This is a genomic window from Dyadobacter sp. NIV53, assembly GCF_019711195.1.
GTDB lineage: Bacteria > Bacteroidota > Bacteroidia > Cytophagales > Spirosomataceae > Dyadobacter.
Genome location: NZ_CP081299.1, coordinates 6863364 through 6882643 on the forward strand (window position 1 = coordinate 6863364; position 19280 = coordinate 6882643).

The following is a 19280-nucleotide window of genomic DNA, read 5'->3' on the forward strand; positions in this document are numbered from 1 at the left end:
ATATTGCTTTATTCCAAATATCTGGAGGTCGCATGAAAAATCTTCGCTTTAATCGAGGTGATTTTGTTTTTGTCAATAAAGTTTTGCTTTATTTATATTTTAAATATTAATAGAAAAAATATTGATCTGTTTATATACCCTCTTCATATTCTAAAATTTGATGGAAATTTTTATAATTTTTGGCATCATCATAGTACTTCTTATGATGAACAAGAACAAGAATCAAATGGATAACAAATTTGATTCCTTGCAAAACAGTATAGACAGCTTATTCACTGAGCTAAAAAGGCTCGAAGCACTTTCCGGCCAGAAGGTTAGTCCGGAACCTGAGAAAATAATAAGGCCTCTCCCTAGAATGCCGGTTGTTGAAATTAAACCTGCCGAACCGGAAATTGTTGAAATTCCGAAACCTATTGCTGCGGAGATTCCAGTAGTACGCATTCCATTAGAAATTCCCAAACAAATTACTGAAGAACGGCAGCCGGAAACTGCCAGTCAGGTTGCGGAGCCGGAACCGGAATTGTCATTTTGGGAGCGTTACCCCGATCTTGAAAGATTTATTGGCGAGAATCTGATTAACAAAATCGGGATTGCCATTCTGGTTTTGGGGATGGGCTTTTTCCTCAAATTTGCAATTGATCAAAACTGGATTAATGAAATCGGTCGGACCTGCATCGGATTGGTAACAGGAGGTGTATTAATTGCTATTGCACATAAAATGAGGGATAATTACCGTTCATTCAGTTCTGTACTGATTGGTGGCGGGATGGCTATATTATATTTTGCGATTACCATTGCATATCAGCAATACCATTTGTTTGGTCAGGAGCTGGCTTTTGTAATCATGATCTTTATTACCGCGGCTACTGTGTTTTTAGCCATTTCCTATGACAGGATTGAACTGGCCATTTTTGCAATTCTGGGTGGTTTCGGCGCACCTTTTCTTATTAGTTCGGGAGAAGGGAATTATGTCGTTTTGTTTACTTACATGCTCATTCTGAATGCAGGAATGCTTGTGCTGGCTTATTACAAAAAGTGGAATTTAATCAATCAGATCTGCTTTGTTTTAACCGTATTGATTTATGGAGGCTGGCTCACTACCAGGATCATAAACGCACCGGTAACAACTCCGAAACCTTACTGGGGAGCATTGATTTTTGCCACATTGTTTTATCTGATTTTCTTTCTGATGAATATCGTAAATAACATCAGGAAAAAAGTAGAATTTACAGTTTTTGAAATTGGCCAGTTATTGAGTAATACCGTTTTTTATTTTTCCGCAGGCATGCTGATAACGGGTGCAATAGGTGATGGTATTTACAGAGGAGCGTTCACGATTTTCCTGGCAGTTGTCAACTTTACTTTTGCCTTTATCCTCTATAAAAACGATAAGGTTGACCGAAATCTGCTGTATCTGCTTATTGGCCTGGTTCTTACTTTTGTAAGCCTTGCTGCACCCATCCAGCTTGATGGGAATTATATTACTCTTTTCTGGGCGCTGGAATCTGTATTGCTTGTTTGGTTGTCTTACAAATCCGGGCTCAGTTTTCTGCGCGATGCATCCGTTTTATTGATTGGTTTGCTGATCATCAGTCTATTGATGGACTGGAATAATATCTATCTGACAGAGCCTGCGGATATTCTGAAACAACATTTGTTCCCGATTTTTAATAAAGGTTTTATTACCAGTTTTGTTGCAGTTGCCGGAATTGCCGGGTATTCGATACTAATGAAACGGTATTATCAGAATGATAAAATTGTTATTCTGCAAGTTTCCCAATACATTGATATTTTGAAAGTTGCCACGATCATCCTGATTTATTTTGGAATATTTCATGAGTTAAATTACCAGCTGCAAATTCATTCTCCTGAAATCAGAATCCTTTTTCTTGGTTGCTACAATTATATTTTTGCCATTGTGTTATTGTACATCCTATCCGGCAAACGTGCAGAAGTTAAGTTCGTAATACTGATATATGCCTTAACTTCGGTAATTTTCTTTCCAATACTTTTCAATAACGAAACCATCTCAATCCGTAATAATTATTTGCTCGGAACAAACCTGTCCATTGCCAATTTTTTAACACATTATTTACTTACTGTTTTACTGTTTGTTACGCTGTATTCTATACACCGGATATACAAATCGCTCTTTGAACAATATAAGATAAGTGAGTTATTTCAATGGTTTGTCATCATAATGGTGGTATACATTGCGAGTGCGGAACTGGATCATTTGGCTGTCACCATCTATTTCAGCCCGGGTTTACCGATTGATTCAGTACTTGGCAACAACCATAAGGTTGGGTTTGCTATTTTGTGGGGAATCTGTTCGTTTATTTTGATCTATCTCGGAATGCGATGGAAAAGCAGGACAATCCGGATTGCTTCCCTGGTTTTGTTCGGAATTACATTGCTGAAGCTGTTTATATTTGATATTACCGGTTTATCGGAGGGTGGTAAAATTGCTGCATTCATTTCCCTGGGAGTTCTTTTATTGGTCATTTCCTTTATGTATCAAAAATTGAAGAAAATTTTGCTGGAAGACGAATTGAAAACTGAGGCAGAAAAGGGGCAGGCAAATCAGGAAAATCTGATATGAAATGTTTTCACTGCGTATCAGCAATTCTGGTATTTCTTTTCATTGTCTGTTTGCTGGATAAAGATTTAAGCGCCCAAAATATAACATGGCGTGCTGATTTGCCCGCTATTTCCGGCAATGGTTTTTACAAAATTCCTTTATCACCTCAGTTGTTATCCAAAGCAGATAATAAATTAAATCGTATCAGGATTTTTGAAGGTGATACAGAAGTTCCTTTTTTAATTAAAAAGGAGATGTTAGCGACTTCAAAAAGCACTTTCCACGCTTTGCCTGTTTTGGAAAGAGCCCAAAGAGATTCACTAGGATATATAGTTTTCAGTAACGAAAACGCTTTAAAATTCAGTAAGTTAAACCTAACTATTAAACGTGCCTGGGTTACTAAAAAGGTGAAAATTAGCGGTAGTTTCGATGGTGAAAACTGGTTTATAGTACGCAGTGAATTTTTATTAAATACGCAGGATGCAGTTGAAAATGAGGATGAAACTACTGTCAGATATGTGTTAAATCTTCCGGTTACAGATTATAAATTTTATAAAATTGAATCTGATAACAGAGACGATCTTTCGATTAATATTCTTGCAATAGGGTACTTTATCCAAACAACGGTAAACAGAAATTACAATGAATTACCTGCTCCGACTGTGCAACGACTTAAAATTACAGATACGAAAACTGATCTGTTTAAGCTAAGTTTTAACGAACCATTGCTTGTAAACCGGCTTACTTTTGAAATAAACAAACCTCATTTTTTTCTGAGATACGCAAGATTGTATTCGGTTAATCCACTGGTGAAAACCCAAACCGGAAAAAGTAAAATTTCAGATAATATTCCATACACTGTAATGAGCTTATCTTCAGAAGGATTCCAGTAATTATATGGACCTTGAAGGAATCTCAGCCAAGTCTTTATTCCTGCTCGTTGAAAATCAGAACAACCCTTCACTTGAATTTAAATCCATTCAGGCTTATCAGGATCCTTATTTTTTAAACACTTATCTGGAAAAGGATAAGAAATACAGGTTTTCGATTGGACCTGATTCGCTTGGATTGCCGGTTTATGATCTGGCAAACTTTGATAACCAGATTGGTGCTGAAATACCAGTTCTGGAAATCATAAATTTGAAGAAAGAAGAATTTACCTCTAAACATTCTGTTGAAACTTTTTTCAAAACTAAACTCTGGATTTGGGTTGGCTTACTTTTTGTTGCAGGATTATTGGCATATATGTGTGTGCAAATGATGAAAGAAATTAAAAAGTAGGAATGTAATAAAAACTCATTTTGTAATAAGATGAAATCCGGCTATGAAAAAACTTTTTCTGCTACTTTTAATTCTGCCGCTCCAATTATTTGCCCAGGCTATTTCAGTATCCGATAGCGCCGGCAAAAACGTGAGGCCAAAATATTATGAGCTTGGTGCAGGACTAAATATTTCTTCTTTTCGTGATTTTGCTACTTCTCCTTTAGTTTATTCAGGTATAGCCGGTCAGTTCATTCTGGGTATAATTCGCCGGGATGAACAGATAGAATCCAATTTTGGATTCAGGTTTTCATCTGGTATTTACCTTTCTCCCGAAAATACCAGCGAGAGGACTACTAGCAATAGCCAGTATTATTTTCGTAAATTATTCCCGTCTGTATCAGATAAAATCTCTCTCGTCTCAGAAATGGAATTTCAAAGTTGGTGGCAAAATAGATCTGACCGGAAATATCAGGCAAAATTCAAGCCTGCTTAACAGTGGCGTCGGTTTCGAAAGTTTTCAGACGTTTTTTGGTTCTGCAAAAGTGACCCGCGATATTTCAAGAAAGGAATTAAAAGAGAAAAGATTTCTGTTTTTCAAATATAAAAGGAAGCCGGTAAGGCGCGAATTATCTTTTCAGCTCAATCCATCGCTGGTAAACAGCACATACAGAAACGGATATGCCTATATCGGCCAATCCGGCGTTACCGGTTCTGATAATCCATTTGATGACTATCAGTTTTCGGCCTTTTCGGGATTTAGAATAAATACAGCCTTGGATTATACAACTTACCTCAAAAATGGGAATGGGATCAAATGGTCGTATTTATGGGATGCTTATAAAACAGGCGGGAGTTTGTCAAAATTCGAAATGTCGCATCATATCATTCAGGTAGCACTTTTATTCAGAGTTAAATAATGAAAGAAATGAAAAAAATCGTTTTGATTTTACTTACGTTACCAGCTTTGTTTTCTTGTGAAAACTTACTTTTTGAAAAGGATATAGCAACCCGCAATGCTATGGAAAACTTTGAGTACCTATGGAAAGAATGCAATGAAAAATATGCTTACATGGATTACAAGCAGATTAACTGGAAAGAAGTACACGATGAATATGCCGATTTGATTTATGAGGGAATGTCGGACGATTCATTATTTACGATACTGGGAAGCATGCTCAATAAACTAAGGGACGGTCATGTGAATCTGCTGTCGCGCTTCAATGTATCACATTTTAACATTATAAAACTTGGGCCTGATAATTTTGATTTCAGATTGATACAGGATCATTATTTGCCGGAAGATTATTATGTTTCGGGTCCTTTTGTTCACGATTTTATTTCGAACAACCGGGTAGGATATATTCGTTTAAATTCTTTTCCGGGCACAGTTTCAGACAATAATCTGGATTTTGTTCTGGCAAGATATGCAAATACAAAAGGCATTATTCTGGATCTGCGCGAAAACGGGGGAGGAGCTACCAGTGATGTTTTTGACCTGTTAAGTCATTTTGTACAGGTAAAAACACATTTATATAATTCAAGATTAAAATCAGGGCCGGGCCACAACGATTTTACAGAACTTGAACCGGGATATGCCACACCATCGGGCAGGTATAAATATTTTAAAAAAGTAATTGTACTTACTGATCGCGGAACATTTAGCGCAGGATCATTTACGACACTGGCAATGAAAGAACTACCAAACGTAGTCATAATGGGTGACACAACCGGCGGCGGACTCGGACTGCCAAATGGCGGTCAGTTACCTAACGGCTGGACATACCGTTTTTCTGTTACCCAAACTCTGGATCTGGCGGGAAATAATTACGAAAGCGGGGTCCCACCGGATATTGCTGTGTATTTAAACAGCACGGACGTAAATAATGGAAAGGACACTGTTATAGAGCGGGCATTGGTAGAAATTTTCAAATAGAGGGTTACAAAAGATGTTCACGCATAGTAAAATGAAAAGAAAAAAAACCTTTCGTCCGCTTCTTTTACTCAGCGTGAAACCTTTCCTTTTCAGATTGCCTTCAGAGTCTTGAATATTTCAGCATGCGGCTGTTCTCCTTCATATGTCTTCACCAGGTTTCCGCTTTTATCATAAATAGCAATGTAAGGAAACGAGCGAATCTGGTAGTAGTGCTGCACTATGTAAGAAGTGCCTTCTGTTCCTACTTTGAAATTGAGGTATTTATTTAAATTATACTGTGTAACAAACGGTTTTAACATATCCATTGCCTGGAAAGTAACCATAATAACCTGCTTATTCGCAACTACAGCGTAATTTTTAATCAGATCTTTGGTGAAATCCTGGCAATGATCACAGTCAGGAGAAAAATAGATAAGTACAACCGGCCCTTTTGCAAGCTGTGCAGAAGTATACTGCTGACCGTTCGTGAGCTGCATTTTAAAGGGCGCTATTTTCCTTGTGCCAACGCTTGCCTGAGAAAAAGCAGTATTTGCCAGAAAAATAAACAAAAACAGGTTAATTAATTTATGAGTCATTGATTCGGATTTATATAGTCACGCAATGTAATTATGTTTAAAATTTATTCAAACGCTTTCTGTTTTAAAGTTACAGGAAGTGACAATTCGGCCCAGTCTTTTATCATGAAAAAGAGCCGCTTATGTAATTCAACAAAAAGAAAATTTTTAGCTACTGTATATTGCATAGTACCTTGCAAAACAAAATCAATTAGCCATATGAAACGTTTATTATTTTCGACAATTACCGCAGTTTTCTTACTAAGTGTTTGCTTGTCCTGTTTTGACTCAGAAGACACAAAAATTTCTGTCACCGATTCTGACGATACGTACGAGTTTTATGCAAAATTTGACAAAAGTAAAATGGGCGAAATTCAGAATTTCATTAACAGAAAAATTGCCCCGAGTAGTATTGTTACGGATAAAAATATGGACATCACAACTACTCTGAATGATAATACGCAATTCCAGCTTAAAGAATCACCAGGAAAAATCCGTATCATATTAGATAAAGAAGACAATTCGGTTGCTTCTTACATCCGGATCAAAAAAATGTGTGAGGGAATAAAGGGGATTATTTCTGAGAAGAAAAACTGAAAAAGATTAAAATTGGATATAGTTTGATGCTATGTCCAATTTTTCTTTAAGCCAGTTCACAACTGTTTTCGCTGAAATACTTGATTTCGTTGGTCTCTAAATTCTGACACTTAACCTTTCCTGTAAATTTGGTGGTAGCGCCTTTTTTAATTGTTTCGTGTTCTAAAATGAACCACACGGCAGGCTTGTTCTTAATTTTAACCTTAACCCTGTCATTGAATTTCTGTACTGCCATTCTGAATTTTTTGAAATAATCGCAAATATAACAAAATTGTATGGATGCCTTAATGGTGATACCATCCGGTTTAAAGTTTGTTGAGACATGAACTTTGACTTATAAATTCCCCTTTCTCATTTCATTAACTGCATGATCCACTGCCCGTGCCGTTAGTGCCATATAGGTCAGTGACGGGTTTTGGGTAGATGTGGAGGTCATACATGCGCCATCCGTCACAATTACATTCGGACAGGTATGCATTTGGTTCCATTTATTGAGCATGGAAGTTTTCGGATCATTTCCCATCCTGGCACCGCCCATTTCGTGGTTTTCACTACCGGGATTCCGTTTTGTATCAGAAGTTTTGATATTCGTAAAACCTGATTTTGTAAGCATTTCCGACAGTTCATTATAAAAATCCTGGACCATTTTCATATCATTATCATCAAAATCCACAGACATTCTCAATAAAGGAATTCCCCAGTTGTCTTTTAAAGCAGGATCCAGCTTCACAGTATTGGTTTCTTTTGGCAAAGTTTCTCCCATCATTTGTCCGCCTATAGTCCAGCCACCTTTCTCAATACCTAATAAGCTGTGTTTAAGTGCTTCACCCATTTCGTCAGTAGGATTTGCTGCTTTTGAACTGGAAAATGAGGTAGAGTAACCACGCAGAAAATCTGTTTCCTGCTTAAAAACATTACGAAAACGCGGAATATATGCAGCATTTGGTCTGCGACCGTCGGTAGTAAATTCATGAAAACCATCATATTCACCAGTAATTTTTCCACGATAATTGTGAAAACCAATGTACTTGCCCAACACGCCACTGTCATTACCCATGCCATTTGGAAACCGATTGGAAGTTGAATTGAGCAGGATCAGATTTGAATTGATCGCAGAAGCATTGACAAAAATTATTTTAGCATAATATTCAGTCATTTCCTTTGTTATTGCATCCACAACCCGAACTCCGGTAGCCCTTTTCTTTTTGTCATCATAAATAATCGAATGCACAACAGAATGCGGCCGCAAAGTCATTTTACCTGTTTTTTCGGCCCAGGGTAAGGTGGATGCATTACTGCTGAAATATCCTCCAAACGGACAGCCGCGCTGACACATATTGCGGTGCTGGCATTTGGCCCGTCCCTGTTCTGTATGAATAGGTTGAGGGTTACTGATATGTGCGACCCTTCCGATAATAACCGGGCGGGTATTGTTGTAATTTTTAGCGGTTTGTTCGGTAAAATGTTTTTCGACGCAGGTCATCTCGTGTGGTGTCAGAAACTCCCCGTCCGGTAACTGCGGCAATCCATCTCTATTTCCTGAAATGCCTGCAAATTTCTCCACGTAACTATACCAAGGAGCGATGTCTTTATATCTTATCGGCCAGTCTATGCCGAAACCATCACGGTCTGGTCCTTCGAAATCATAATCCGACCAGCGCTGCACCTGCCGCGCCCATAAGAGCGAACGTCCGCCCACCTGATAGCCACGCATCCAATCAAATGGTTTTTCCTGTACGTAAGGATGGTCAGCATCTCTGACTACAAAATGCATGGCGTCTTCCCTGAATATATAATGCTTACTGACAATCGGATTTTGTTCGCGAACTGCCAGGGGAGGTAGTCCCAAATGCTCGAACTCCCATGGTTGCATGTTGGTGGTCGGATAATCCACTATATGTTTCACATCCCTGCCGCGATCCAGAACCAGCGTTTTTAATCCTTTTTCTGTAAGCTCCTTAGCTGCCCAGCCACCACTTATTCCGGTACCGACAACAATGGCATCAAATGTGTTGGCTTTCTTGGCATCTATATTAAAATAAGACATGGTGTTCAGTTTGAAATCTAATATACTGACTTAAAAAGAAGGGAACACCCTGACATACTTGTTTCTTTCAATAAGCCTTCGCGAGTAATAAAGGTGATAGGTGCGGAGCGCGCGAAGTTTTCTGGGAAGTCGGTTTTTTAAAACAGCAGCGAAGTCAACTTTTAAAAACATCAGAGAAGTCAACTTTTTAAAAGTTGACTTCTCTTGGAAACTTCTCAGCACTAAAACACGCGACGGTCACTTATCTTACAGGAACATACCGCCCGAAGCCTCAATCCTTTGAGCCGTGATCCATCTTGCATCATCAGTACATAAAAACGCAACAATTCCGCCAATATCATCCGGCTGGCCGACACGGCCAAGTGCGGTAATCGAGCTCATGTAATCTTCCAGTTTAGGATGTGCAGTAAATGCACCTTTGGTAAAATCAGTATGAATAATACCCGGAGCAACAATATTTACGCGTATTCCTTTCGGCCCTAATTCCTTCGCCAGATATTTGGTCAATACTTCAATGGCGCCTTTCATGGATGCGTATGCTGCGTAGCCAGGAGTTGCAAAGCGCGCAAGGCCAGTCGAAAGATTGACAATACCTCCGTTATCTGCAATAAACGGAATTGATTTTTGCGTTAAAAAATAGACTCCTTTGAAATGAACGTTCATTAATTCATCAAAACTTTCTTCTGTGGTATCTTTGAATGCTGAATATCTGTCAATTCCCGCATTGTTAATCAGGAAATCAAAGTTTTTTCTTTGCCAGTTCTGATCCAAAACCACTGAAAGACGTTCGAAAAAACCATCAAAAGTTTTAGTATCAGCTACGTTCAATTGCAATGCTACTGCTTTCAGGCCAAGTGCTTCAACTTCTTTGACTACTTCATTTGCTTCATTTTCATTGCTGTTGTAAACCGCGATAATATCAATTCCCTTTTTAGCCAGATTAAGTACCATGTTTTTCCCCAGACCACGGCTTGCACCAGTTACCAGTGCTATTTTATTTTGAGATTCCATTTTGTTTTTGTTTAAATTCTGATGGAACAAAGGTAACGGAGCGGGAGAGAAGCAGACTTACAACGATCAAATCAATACTTGCATAATTCAATACTTATACCCTAAAAGCACGTGGAGATAATGTCGTATGCTTTTTAAACAAATGGTTAAAATGTGCGGGTTCTTCGAAACCTAAGGAATAAGCGATTTCAGAAATATTCCAGTCCGTATGTTTCAAAAGGATTTTGGCTTCCTTCACAATCCTTTCCAGGATAAGTTCAGTGGTGGTTTTACCCGTAACTTCTTTTAATTGTTTATTCAGGTAATTGACATGAATTGACAATTGATCTGCGTAATCTTTGGCTGAGCGAAAATTGAGTTTCTGATGCGGTGGTTCAAGAGGAAACTGCCTTTCAAGCAATTCTATAAATAAGGATGATACTCTTTTGGAAGAACTGGTTTCGGTATGTAATGCAGAAAGTGGCTGTAATTTTTGCCCGGTATGAATAAGTTCAATAACATAATTACGTAGCAAATCGTACTTGTATGCATAATTAGACGCCAGCTCGCGAAACATTTTTTTAAAAATCAGCTTTACTTCATCAATCTGTTCCTCGTTGAGAAAAAATATGGGATTACCTCCTGGCTGGAATACGGGCAGATCCTGTAATTTAATTCCTGACTGGCTTCCCGCAAAAAAATCTTCTGAAAAGATACAGAATGTCCCGGTTTGGTTATCGTCCAGCGGTTCCCAGTTATAGGGAATTTGCGGCGTTGCAAAAAGCAAAGCATTATTCTCAATGTGTATTACTTTGTCCGCATATTCCGCTCGGTTTTTACCGATGATCAGGCTGATCTTGTAATAGGCCCGCCGGTTATATGGCATCGTCCTCGGTTTGGTGGCAAACAATTCTTCTGTTTTAAAAACATTGAAATGGCCGATTTCTTTTTTGATACGTTCAGGAATCAATAAAGAAGCGTCTTCGTAAAAGTCTTTTACTGATATAATATCTGGCATGAAACAAAGTTACGAAATTCAAATATGGATTTTACTTTTTCTTCCACAGGTTTGGCAGTAATTTATCATTGAGCAACAGTCGCCAGGTTCCCCAGTCATGTGCGCCTTCACCAACAATTACATACTCGTGTCTGATTCCGAATTTTTCCAGTGCCTCGTGAGTTGCAGCCGAGCGTTTTCCCACAGCCGATTCCGTTTCTCCGCTTCCAAGTCCAACCAGAAGGTAATCCACTTTTTGTTTTACCTGAGGATCTTTGAAAAAAACAGCATTCATTTTTTCGGTTTCCAGATCACCCGCACTAAAAATACCAAATGAGCTGAACAAATCCAGGTCGTTCATTCCTACAACCTGCGTATGCCGGCCACCCATAGACAATCCTGCAATAGCTCTGCCTTTACGGTCAGTAATGGTGCTGTATGATTGATCGATAAATGGTACAATTTGTTTTCTCAATTCCGCTTCAAATAATTTATAAGTCTTATCAACATGGTTTGGATCGCTGCGGTGAAGCACCTGGTTGTTTGGCATTGCAATGATCATCGGAACCATTTTTCCTTCGGCAAGCAGGTTATCGGCAATAAAATTGGCACGTCCGTCAACGCTCCAGCCATTTGCAAGCTCACCGCTTCCCCCAAGTAAATACAAGACGGGATATTTCTTTTTTGCGTCATATCCCGGAGGCGTATAAGCAAAAATTTCCCTTTCTCCATCCAGCACATCCGAGTGATAAATATGCCTGTTTACATTACCGTGCGGGACTTTTTTTGCATCATAATAGGCCGGCCCGTTTCCATGAACAACCACACTGCTGTAACCAGGCTGGTTGGAAGATCCTGTAATAGTATTATTGGGATCAACAACTGCGACATGGTCCAGCAATAATCGGTATACATAAATATTGGGCTTCACTGGCCCGACTGTCAGCGTCCAGATGCTATCGTTATCTTTTTTGAAAGCAATTGGATTTTTGGATTTTAGTGCCAGCAATATCGGCCCGCCAGTCAGCTCTACTTTTTGTACATCAGGAGCTTTGACACGAAAAGTAATGGTCTGATCATCATGGACATCGGGTGAAACCACGTTTCCGCCATAAGGAACAAGATTTTCTGTATTTTTCTGCGGGTTCCAATCCAGGTTTACATTGGCCTGCTGTGCAAATAAAGAAGGCGTTCCTGCAAATAGGATCAGGGTAGAAATGTATAATTTTTTAATTTGATGCATGATAATGAAAGCGGGTTATATCGGAAATATTCATTTAATTAAGGCAGGAATTTGCCTGGATTTGGAATGATAAAGTCAGATGATATAAAACAAATACTCTGTCAGAACTGAAAATTTAGATTTCCGGCATTTGGCATGCAAAAAATTGAATTTTTGCAAACCAAAACCGCTTGTATTTTTTTAATCGAAATATAACTTACAATCACAGTTAAGATGACTTTCAGCTTTATAATGAGACATAAGCAGACCATACTTTACGGCATTTCTCTGGCTGTGCTATTATTTGTGTTGAAATGGCTTGAATTGCGTTTTGTGGTCATCAATCATGTTTTTGAAATTTACATTGGTGCTATAGCACTCATCTTTACAGGTCTCGGGATATGGCTTGCGCTTAAATTAACAAAACCTAAAATACAAACGGTTTTAATTGAAAAGGAAATTTACATCCATCAGAATAATAACCTAGCCCAGAACGAAATTGAGATACTGAGACTTGGGTTGAGTAAAAGGGAGCTCGAAGTATTAGGGTTATTGTCAGGTGGTTTGAGCAATCAGGAAATTGCTGATCAGTTATTTGTTTCTTTAAACACAATCAAAACGCATTGTTCGAGATTATTTGAAAAATTAGAAGTGAAATCCAGAACACAGGCTATGGAAAAAGCGAAAAGGCTGGGTATCATTTCCTGATGCAAAAACTTAGGAGTGAAATTTTACTGCATTTGTCAAAATCACCCGAAAGTATGAATGGAAAAAGTTGCTGAAGGTTCAATTTTGCGGCATGTTTAACATTTAAATCAAAATTAAAGATGAGAAGAAATGTAATAGTTTGCGGATTGATCTCAGGAATTATCCTGGCTGGATTCATGGTAGTAGTTACTTCTATCTGTTACCAGAATGAGGATTTTCAAAGCAGTATGGTATTGGGCTACTCGTCCATGATCCTGGCTTTTTCTCTCATTTTTGTGGGTGTAAAAAACCTCCGTGATAAGTTTAATAATGGTTTTATCACGTTTGGCAAAGCGTTCCGGATCGGGATTTATATTACTTTGATCGCCTCAACCATGTATGTTCTTGCCTGGGTGATTGATTATTACCTGTTCATTCCTGATTTTATGGATAAATACACAGCGCATGTGATGAGGGAAATTAAAGCAGCAGGTGCAGATCAGATGGAAATTGATAAAAAAGCTGCCGAAATGCTTGATTATAAAGAAATGTATAAAAATCCACTTTTGGTACTGTTGCTTACCTATATGGAAGTGATCCCGGTCGGGCTCGTAGTTTCACTAATCAGCGCATTGATATTAAAAAGAAAATCCAAAACGCAAATCACTGTTTAGGAGCTGTTTAATTGTGGAGAGTATTGGTTATGTTACGTATGACAAATTAAATTTTGCCATGGTTGTTTAAATCGAAACTATGTTTTTTCTTCTCTTTAAATACCGATTTCATTCTGGAAAGTAACGTTTCTTTTTTCAGCTCAGTAGGTATGTATGGTGTTATGGTTTCATTGCCGACCTGTATATGAAAAGGTTTTTTACGTTTTTCTTTTTCAAAAACCACCATGCTGTCGTAAAAAGAAATGCCATTAATATGGCTGGTTATTTCATTGACGGCTACTTTCTTTTTGTCGTTATCGTCATGAATATGATTATCGTACAGTGAGTCAATGAGCCTTTTAGACCTTTCAATAAAACTTTCCGGATTTCTCAAACCGCCATGAAATTCAGTCCAGTAGGAAGTATGTGTGTCTTCCACAATATAAACGCCGCCCTCTTTTACTTTAAGATAAAGATATTCGAAAGATACCAGCTGCTGGCTCATCGTATGGCCGCCGTCATCAATAATAATATCCATTTCGGGTAATGTTCTGGCAAGATCGCTAAGAAAAACTTCTTCATTTTGCGATCCGATATAAACGGTTACATTTTCTTCCTCAAACTTTTTACACTCGGGGTTAATGTCGATCGCATGAATATGGACCTTATCACCAAAATACTTTTTCCATAATTGAAGAGAGCCGCCGTGTGAAATTCCAATTTCCAGCATATTAATTTCCTTGCCCTGGTATTTTGAAAAATATTTTTCATAAATATCAAAATAATGGTCCCATTTATGGATCAGGTTTCCATTGTGATCATAAAATAGCTCTCTGATTGTTTTTGTCTTCATAGTTAAGGATTATTGCTGTTGAGTTGAATTCTTCATTTATTTTCTCAAATAAATACAATGAAACCAATATAAAAAGCAATACAGCAAAATCTATTCCTTTATACCACAGATTTTTTGCGGGCTCCTGCCTTCAAAAGCAGGCAAAATCCTTAATTTAGCCAACATGTAGGGCTAATTTCCTAATCCTTGAAATCCATTTACTTTTCACTCCATTCAATCTATGAGATTTTCAAAATCCTTTGTTCATTTAAAAAAGCGCTTTGTAAAAATTTGTTTTCTGTTCACATTTATTTCATTACCGTTTTTAACTTTTGCGCAAAAAGCCAAAGTCAATGAAGATTCGTTGTACATCCGCGAGCATTACACTAAAATTGAACGCATGATACCGATGCGTGACGGGATAAAACTGTTCACAGCCATATACATTCCGAAGGATATTTCTGCTTCTAAAACCTATCCTGTTTTGCTCAACCGGACTCCGTACAGCAGCGCACCTTATGGAGAGGAATTGTTTAAAACTTCTATTGGTCCAAGTATGCTTTTTGCACGGGAAGGATACCTTGTTGCTTATCAGGATGTACGTGGAAAGTATATGTCGGAGGGTGATTTTGAGGCTTATCGTCCATTTATTCAGGTAAAAAAAGCGAAAACAGATACAGATGAAAGTTCAGATACCTTTGATACAATCGACTGGATCATTAAAAACATTGATGGAAATAATGGTAAAGTAGGCAGCTGGGGAATTTCCGCACCTGGTTATTATGCCACCATGACTGCCATCGAAGCGCATCCTGCACTGAAAGTAGCTTCTCCACAGGCTCCTGTAACAGACTGGTTTATGGGTGACGACCGGCATCACAACGGTGCATTTTTTCTGATGGGTACATTTTCATTTTTATCATCCTATGGGGCACCACGGCCGGTACCAACGCCAAAAGGAACTCCTCCGTTCTCTGCTTACGGAACTCCGGATTCTTATGAGTTTTACCTGAAACTGGGGCCATTGAAAAATGTGAATGAAAAGATATTCAAGGGTGAAAACCGGATCTGGAATCAAATGATGGAGCACGATGTATACGGCGGCTTCTGGACAGCCCGTACGCCGGTTCCGCATTTGAAAAACATAACGCCTGCGGTCATGGTAGTAGGAGGGTGGTTTGACCAGGTAGATTTGTACGGCCCTTTAAAAACGTATCAGGCCATAGAATCAAACAAACCAAAATCTGAAAATCTGCTCATAATGGGTCCGTGGATACACGGAGGATGGGCACGGGGTACGGGTGAATCGCTGGGCAATATCCGTTTTGGATCAAAGACCAGTTTGTATTACGAGAAGGAAATTGAATTGCCTTATTTTAATCATTATCTGAAAGACCAGCCAGATGCCAAACTTCCTAAGGCATTTATTTTTGAAACAGGAGCAAATGAATGGAGAAAATACGACCAGTGGCCGCCAAAAAATACGGTGGAAAAAAGGCTCTATCTGCATCCGGATGGGACACTTTCCTTTTCGCCAACTATGACCACCATGCAGGTGAACGCCAAACCTGCATTTACGGAATATATCAGCGATCCTGCCAAACCTGTTCCCTACACTTCCGAAATCAGGATTATCCGGGGAAGTGACTATATGTATGAAGATCAGCGTTTTGCAGCAAGCCGGCCCGACGTATTGGTCTACGAATCGGAAGTTTTGAAGGAAGACATTACTATTTCAGGTAACGTGTTTGCAGATCTGTTTGTATCCACAACGGGTACAGATGCTGATTTTGTGGTAAAATTAATTGATGTATACCCTGGTGATGCGCCTAATGACAGTCCTGTAAACCCGAATATGAAAATGGGTGGTTTTCAGCTTTTGATCAGGGGTGAAGTGATGCGTGCGAAGTTCAGAAAAAGCTTTGCAAAACCGGAAGCCATGGTTCCTAATAAAATTGAAAACGTGAAATTTGATATGCAGGATGCAGCACACCGTTTCAAAAAAGGACATAAGATCATGATCCAGGTACAAAGTTCTTGGTTTCCTTTGGTTGACAGAAACCCGCAGAAGTTTGTTAATATTTATAAAGCTTCGGAACAGGATTTTCATTCTGCCAAACATCGGATTTATTCTTCGGGTACAAGCAGTTCTTATATCGGCGTGCGGGTTATTGAGTAATTTTCATACCTGGTTTTCTTTGTTCGTTTAGATATGATTTTGTCCGAATGGCAGAATCTGTTTTTATTACATATTTAACCTGATAATACCTATGAAAAAATTAATACTGATTGCCGGTATGTTATTGCTGACCATGTTGATGAATAAAGCATACAGCCAGAAAACCGATCCTAAGAATGACTGGAAACTGGGAGTGGCCATGTATACCTTTCACACGATCTCTTTTCCGGAAGCATTGGCCAAGGTGGACAGCGCCGGTATTGATTACATAGAAGGAATGACGTTTCATAGATCGGGGCCGGAATTAAAGGATTCTGTTATATCCCAACTGTCTCCGGCAAGTGTGGCAAAATTGAAAAAGTTGGTTGCTGACAGAGGAATGAAAATAGAATCCATTTACATTGGAGGAGGAAAAACAGTGGATTCCTGGAAAAAGGAATTTGAAATCGCTAAGGAACTTGGTGTAAAGTTTGTAACAACCGAGCCTCCGGTTAATATGTGGGATAGCATTGACAGTCTGGCGGGTGTTTATGGAATGAAGGTGGCTATACATGAGCACTGGAAAGGTGTAAGTGCATACTGGCATCCTGATTCCGTATTGGCAGCGATTAAAGGCCATCCAAATTTCGGTGCTTGTGCGGATCTGGGACACTGGCCGAAAAGTGGTGTTAATCCTGTGGATGGTGTGAAAAAACTGGCCGGCCATATTATAGCCATACACCTTAAAGACATTGCGGCGTTCAATGATCCGAAACTGAAAGATGTAACAGTGGGAACAGGTGTGGTAAATTTTCCAGCTGTATTTGCTGAATTGAAAAAACAAGGATTCAAAGGCCCGATTTATATCGAAAGAGACGCTGAAACTTTGCCAAGTAATTTGCCCTCTGTGATGGAGACGGTTAAGTATTATAATAAGGAAGTTGGGAAGCTGAAGTGAGGTTAAAAAAAAGTTTCCACGCTGAATATCCAATATGGCTATGTTTTTCTGTTAGAAACCGGACTCATTTTTTTGGGAGGATTTCGGGATTAACGGGATTTTAAGTTAAATAAATGTTTAAAAGTTAAAAACGCAATGCGTGCAGAAAATTTCTGTACTCATTGCGTTTTCTTATAAAATAACATCTTTAACCCCATAATTTCAATCTTTTCAATCCTGTAATTTTCTCTAAATATTATGCTTGTCATGTTACAATAGGTGAAGGTAAATTCCATCATTATTTTTCTTTTAACAGCAACTTAACATCTTGCCAAAAATGAAAAACCTTGCACTGCTGCTGATATTAATTTTAACACAAAACATAAGTCAGGCCCAACAACCTTTTTCTCACGGACGGCTTAAAGTGTCTGATAATCATCGGTTTCTGGTTCATCAGGATGGGACGCCTTTTTTCTGGCTGGGAGATACGGCCTGGGAATTGTTTCACAGGCTCAATCGTGAAGAGGCGGACCAGTATTTAAAACACCGTGCCCAGCAAGGATTTACAGTGGTTCAGGCCGTTGCCCTGGCAGAAATTGATGGATTGAACACACCTAATGCACTGGGAGATAAACCATTAATTAATAACGATCCTTCAAAGCCAAATGATGCGTATTTCAGGCACGTTGATTATATCATCGACAAAGCCGCTGAATATGGAATTGTAATAGCCTTACTGCCAACCTGGGGGGATAAAGTTTTTAAGGATAACTGGGGAAAAGGCCCTGAAATTTTTAATGTAAACAATGCCGCCGCTTATGGTGAATGGATTGGAAACCGCTATAAAAAACGTGAAAATATAGTCTGGATTTTAGGTGGCGACCGCACGCCCAGAAAGGATTCTGATGATGTGAAAATATGGAGATTGATGGCGGAAGGTTTGGAAAGAGGTGCGGATGGAAAAGACAAAGCATTGTTAAGTTTTCATCCGCAGCCAAATAGTGTCGGAATGGGCGGATCCTCTAACTGGTTTCATAGAGATGAATGGTTGGATTTCAATATGTTACAGGACGGGCATTGCCGGGATGAAATTACTTACGATAAGGTTTCATTTGTTTACAACCGCAGGCCGGTTAAACCAGTTGTTGACGCAGAACCTATTTATGAAGATCATCCGGTATGTTTCAACGCAACCGATCTGGGTATTTCCAATGCCTATGATGTGAGAAAATTCGCTTATCTGGATTTATTTGCGGGCGCATTCGGGCATACATATGGTTGTCATGATATTTGGCAAATGTATTCGAAAGAACGGGAGCCGATCAATGGCCCGCATTTCCCATGGCAGGAAGCTCTTGATCTGCCCGGAGCAAAACAGATGACGTTTGTGAAAAAACTGATGACATCCAGGCCAATATTGGACCGTGTTCCTGACCAATCGCTTATTGAAGAAAATAATTACGGACCTGCAGACCGTATCCAGGCAACAAGAGGGAAGGACTATGCTTTTATTTATACGGCCGCCGGACGTCAAATTACGGTTAATGCAGGAAAAATTTCAGGTAATCAGTTTAATGCATATTGGTTCGATCCGCGCAAAGGAGAGGCAAAACTGATTGGGAAATACGATAACAAGGGCCGACACCAGTTCAAACCACCAACGGCAGGTTATGGAAAAGACTGGATTTTGGTTTTGGATGATCCTGCGAAAAATTACGGATTTGATAATCTAAAATAAAATCGGTTTTAAATTATAATTTATGTTACTCAATTTGAGTTTTATAGTCTTAATGACGTAAAATAATCCAAGTTGTCCCGTTATCATCGTA

Annotated in this window: 18 protein-coding genes; 11 read left to right on the forward strand and 7 right to left on the reverse strand. The window is 38.9% G+C overall.

Annotated features, from left to right (window positions below; genetic code table 11):
* Positions 1-226: 226 nt before the first annotated feature.
* From KZC02_RS28125 to KZC02_RS28145, 5 genes are all read left to right on the forward strand, one after another.
* Positions 227-2602 (forward strand): DUF2339 domain-containing protein, encoded by a 2376-nt coding sequence (locus tag KZC02_RS28125; protein ID WP_221391709.1) that lies wholly within the window; start codon positions 227-229, stop codon positions 2600-2602.
* Positions 2599-3474 (forward strand): hypothetical protein, encoded by an 876-nt coding sequence (locus KZC02_RS28130; RefSeq protein ID WP_221391710.1) that lies wholly within the window; start codon positions 2599-2601, stop codon positions 3472-3474. Before KZC02_RS28125 ends, KZC02_RS28130 begins: the two co-directional genes overlap by 4 nt.
* 4 nt (positions 3475-3478) lie before the next feature.
* Positions 3479-3862 (forward strand): hypothetical protein, encoded by a 384-nt coding sequence (locus KZC02_RS28135; RefSeq protein ID WP_221391711.1) that lies wholly within the window; start codon positions 3479-3481, stop codon positions 3860-3862.
* Positions 3863-4137: 275 nt separating this feature from the next.
* Positions 4138-4761: a hypothetical protein gene (locus tag KZC02_RS28140; protein ID WP_221391712.1), complete on the forward strand. Its 624-nt coding sequence runs from the start codon at positions 4138-4140 to the stop codon at positions 4759-4761.
* An 8-nt stretch (positions 4762-4769) separates the two neighbouring features.
* On the forward strand, positions 4770-5777 hold the full coding sequence (locus KZC02_RS28145; RefSeq protein ID WP_221391713.1) for a S41 family peptidase: 1008 nt from the start codon (positions 4770-4772) through the stop codon (positions 5775-5777).
* Between the two features lie 89 nt (positions 5778-5866).
* Here the strand turns inward: KZC02_RS28145 and KZC02_RS28150 are convergent, their stop codons facing one another.
* A complete protein-coding gene (locus KZC02_RS28150; RefSeq protein WP_221391714.1) occupies positions 5867-6352 on the reverse strand; it encodes a thioredoxin fold domain-containing protein in 486 nt (161 codons plus the stop codon).
* A 198-nt stretch (positions 6353-6550) separates the two neighbouring features.
* Here KZC02_RS28150 and KZC02_RS28155 point away from each other — a divergent pair, with 198 nt between their 5' ends.
* Positions 6551-6928 (forward strand): hypothetical protein, encoded by a 378-nt coding sequence (locus tag KZC02_RS28155; RefSeq protein WP_221391715.1) that lies wholly within the window; start codon positions 6551-6553, stop codon positions 6926-6928.
* A gap of 46 nt (positions 6929-6974) precedes the next feature.
* Here the strand turns inward: KZC02_RS28155 and KZC02_RS28160 are convergent, their stop codons facing one another.
* The 5 genes from KZC02_RS28160 to KZC02_RS28180 all read right to left on the reverse strand — a co-directional run bounded on the left by KZC02_RS28160 (position 6975) and on the right by KZC02_RS28180 (position 12205).
* The gene (locus KZC02_RS28160; protein WP_221391716.1) at positions 6975-7163 is read right to left on the reverse strand and encodes a hypothetical protein; all 189 of its coding nucleotides are present in this window, start codon (positions 7161-7163) and stop codon (positions 6975-6977) included.
* A gap of 99 nt (positions 7164-7262) precedes the next feature.
* Complete coding sequence (locus KZC02_RS28165) at positions 7263-8975, reverse strand: GMC oxidoreductase (protein WP_221391717.1); 1713 nt, start codon at positions 8973-8975, stop codon at positions 7263-7265.
* A 246-nt stretch (positions 8976-9221) separates the two neighbouring features.
* Entirely contained in the window at positions 9222-9986 is a 765-nt protein-coding gene (locus KZC02_RS28170; RefSeq protein WP_221391718.1) for an SDR family NAD(P)-dependent oxidoreductase, read from the reverse strand.
* 94 nt (positions 9987-10080) lie between these two features.
* The gene (locus KZC02_RS28175; RefSeq protein WP_221391719.1) at positions 10081-10983 is read right to left on the reverse strand and encodes an AraC family transcriptional regulator; all 903 of its coding nucleotides are present in this window, start codon (positions 10981-10983) and stop codon (positions 10081-10083) included.
* 31 nt (positions 10984-11014) lie between these two features.
* Entirely contained in the window at positions 11015-12205 is a 1191-nt protein-coding gene (locus KZC02_RS28180; protein WP_221391720.1) for an esterase, read from the reverse strand.
* Positions 12206-12436: 231 nt separating this feature from the next.
* On the opposite strand from KZC02_RS28180, the gene KZC02_RS28185 reads away from it, so the two are divergent.
* Both KZC02_RS28185 and KZC02_RS28190 read left to right on the forward strand, forming a co-directional pair.
* Entirely contained in the window at positions 12437-12892 is a 456-nt protein-coding gene (locus tag KZC02_RS28185; protein WP_229253855.1) for a response regulator transcription factor, read from the forward strand.
* A gap of 119 nt (positions 12893-13011) precedes the next feature.
* Complete coding sequence (locus tag KZC02_RS28190) at positions 13012-13545, forward strand: DUF4199 domain-containing protein (RefSeq protein ID WP_221391722.1); 534 nt, start codon at positions 13012-13014, stop codon at positions 13543-13545.
* 46 nt (positions 13546-13591) lie between these two features.
* Here KZC02_RS28190 and KZC02_RS28195 read toward each other — a convergent pair whose 3' ends face one another.
* Positions 13592-14377: a class I SAM-dependent methyltransferase gene (locus tag KZC02_RS28195; protein WP_221391723.1), complete on the reverse strand. Its 786-nt coding sequence runs from the start codon at positions 14375-14377 to the stop codon at positions 13592-13594.
* Between the two features lie 220 nt (positions 14378-14597).
* Between KZC02_RS28195 and KZC02_RS28200 the strand changes: the two genes are divergently transcribed.
* From KZC02_RS28200 to KZC02_RS28210, 3 genes are all read left to right on the forward strand, one after another.
* Positions 14598-16535 carry a CocE/NonD family hydrolase gene (locus KZC02_RS28200; RefSeq protein ID WP_221391724.1) on the forward strand — a complete coding sequence of 646 codons (1938 nt, stop codon included), beginning with the start codon at positions 14598-14600 and terminating at the stop codon, positions 16533-16535.
* Between the two features lie 91 nt (positions 16536-16626).
* A complete protein-coding gene (locus KZC02_RS28205; RefSeq protein ID WP_221391725.1) occupies positions 16627-17472 on the forward strand; it encodes a sugar phosphate isomerase/epimerase in 846 nt (281 codons plus the stop codon).
* Between the two features lie 316 nt (positions 17473-17788).
* Entirely contained in the window at positions 17789-19189 is a 1401-nt protein-coding gene (locus KZC02_RS28210; RefSeq protein WP_221391726.1) for a glycoside hydrolase family 140 protein, read from the forward strand.
* Positions 19190-19280 lie beyond the last annotated feature (91 nt).

Excerpts from the sequence above, each read along its gene's own strand:
- KZC02_RS28125 (WP_221391709.1), top strand. The coding sequence starts at position 227 with ATGGATAACAAATTTGATTCCTTGCAAAACAGTATAGACAGCTTATTC.
- KZC02_RS28130 (WP_221391710.1), top strand. The coding sequence starts at position 2,599 with ATGAAATGTTTTCACTGCGTATCAGCAATTCTGGTATTTCTTTTCATT.
- KZC02_RS28135 (WP_221391711.1), top strand. The coding sequence starts at position 3,479 with ATGGACCTTGAAGGAATCTCAGCCAAGTCTTTATTCCTGCTCGTTGAA.
- KZC02_RS28145 (WP_221391713.1), top strand. The coding sequence starts at position 4,770 with ATGAAAAAAATCGTTTTGATTTTACTTACGTTACCAGCTTTGTTTTCT.
- KZC02_RS28150 (WP_221391714.1), bottom strand. The coding sequence starts at position 6,352 with ATGACTCATAAATTAATTAACCTGTTTTTGTTTATTTTTCTGGCAAAT.
- KZC02_RS28155 (WP_221391715.1), top strand. The coding sequence starts at position 6,551 with ATGAAACGTTTATTATTTTCGACAATTACCGCAGTTTTCTTACTAAGT.
- KZC02_RS28160 (WP_221391716.1), bottom strand. The coding sequence starts at position 7,163 with ATGGCAGTACAGAAATTCAATGACAGGGTTAAGGTTAAAATTAAGAAC.
- KZC02_RS28165 (WP_221391717.1), bottom strand. The coding sequence starts at position 8,975 with ATGTCTTATTTTAATATAGATGCCAAGAAAGCCAACACATTTGATGCC.
- KZC02_RS28170 (WP_221391718.1), bottom strand. The coding sequence starts at position 9,986 with ATGGAATCTCAAAATAAAATAGCACTGGTAACTGGTGCAAGCCGTGGT.
- KZC02_RS28175 (WP_221391719.1), bottom strand. The coding sequence starts at position 10,983 with ATGCCAGATATTATATCAGTAAAAGACTTTTACGAAGACGCTTCTTTA.
- KZC02_RS28180 (WP_221391720.1), bottom strand. The coding sequence starts at position 12,205 with ATGCATCAAATTAAAAAATTATACATTTCTACCCTGATCCTATTTGCA.
- KZC02_RS28185 (WP_229253855.1), top strand. The coding sequence starts at position 12,437 with ATGAGACATAAGCAGACCATACTTTACGGCATTTCTCTGGCTGTGCTA.
- KZC02_RS28190 (WP_221391722.1), top strand. The coding sequence starts at position 13,012 with ATGAGAAGAAATGTAATAGTTTGCGGATTGATCTCAGGAATTATCCTG.
- KZC02_RS28195 (WP_221391723.1), bottom strand. The coding sequence starts at position 14,377 with ATGAAGACAAAAACAATCAGAGAGCTATTTTATGATCACAATGGAAAC.
- KZC02_RS28200 (WP_221391724.1), top strand. The coding sequence starts at position 14,598 with ATGAGATTTTCAAAATCCTTTGTTCATTTAAAAAAGCGCTTTGTAAAA.
- KZC02_RS28205 (WP_221391725.1), top strand. The coding sequence starts at position 16,627 with ATGAAAAAATTAATACTGATTGCCGGTATGTTATTGCTGACCATGTTG.
- KZC02_RS28210 (WP_221391726.1), top strand. The coding sequence starts at position 17,789 with ATGAAAAACCTTGCACTGCTGCTGATATTAATTTTAACACAAAACATA.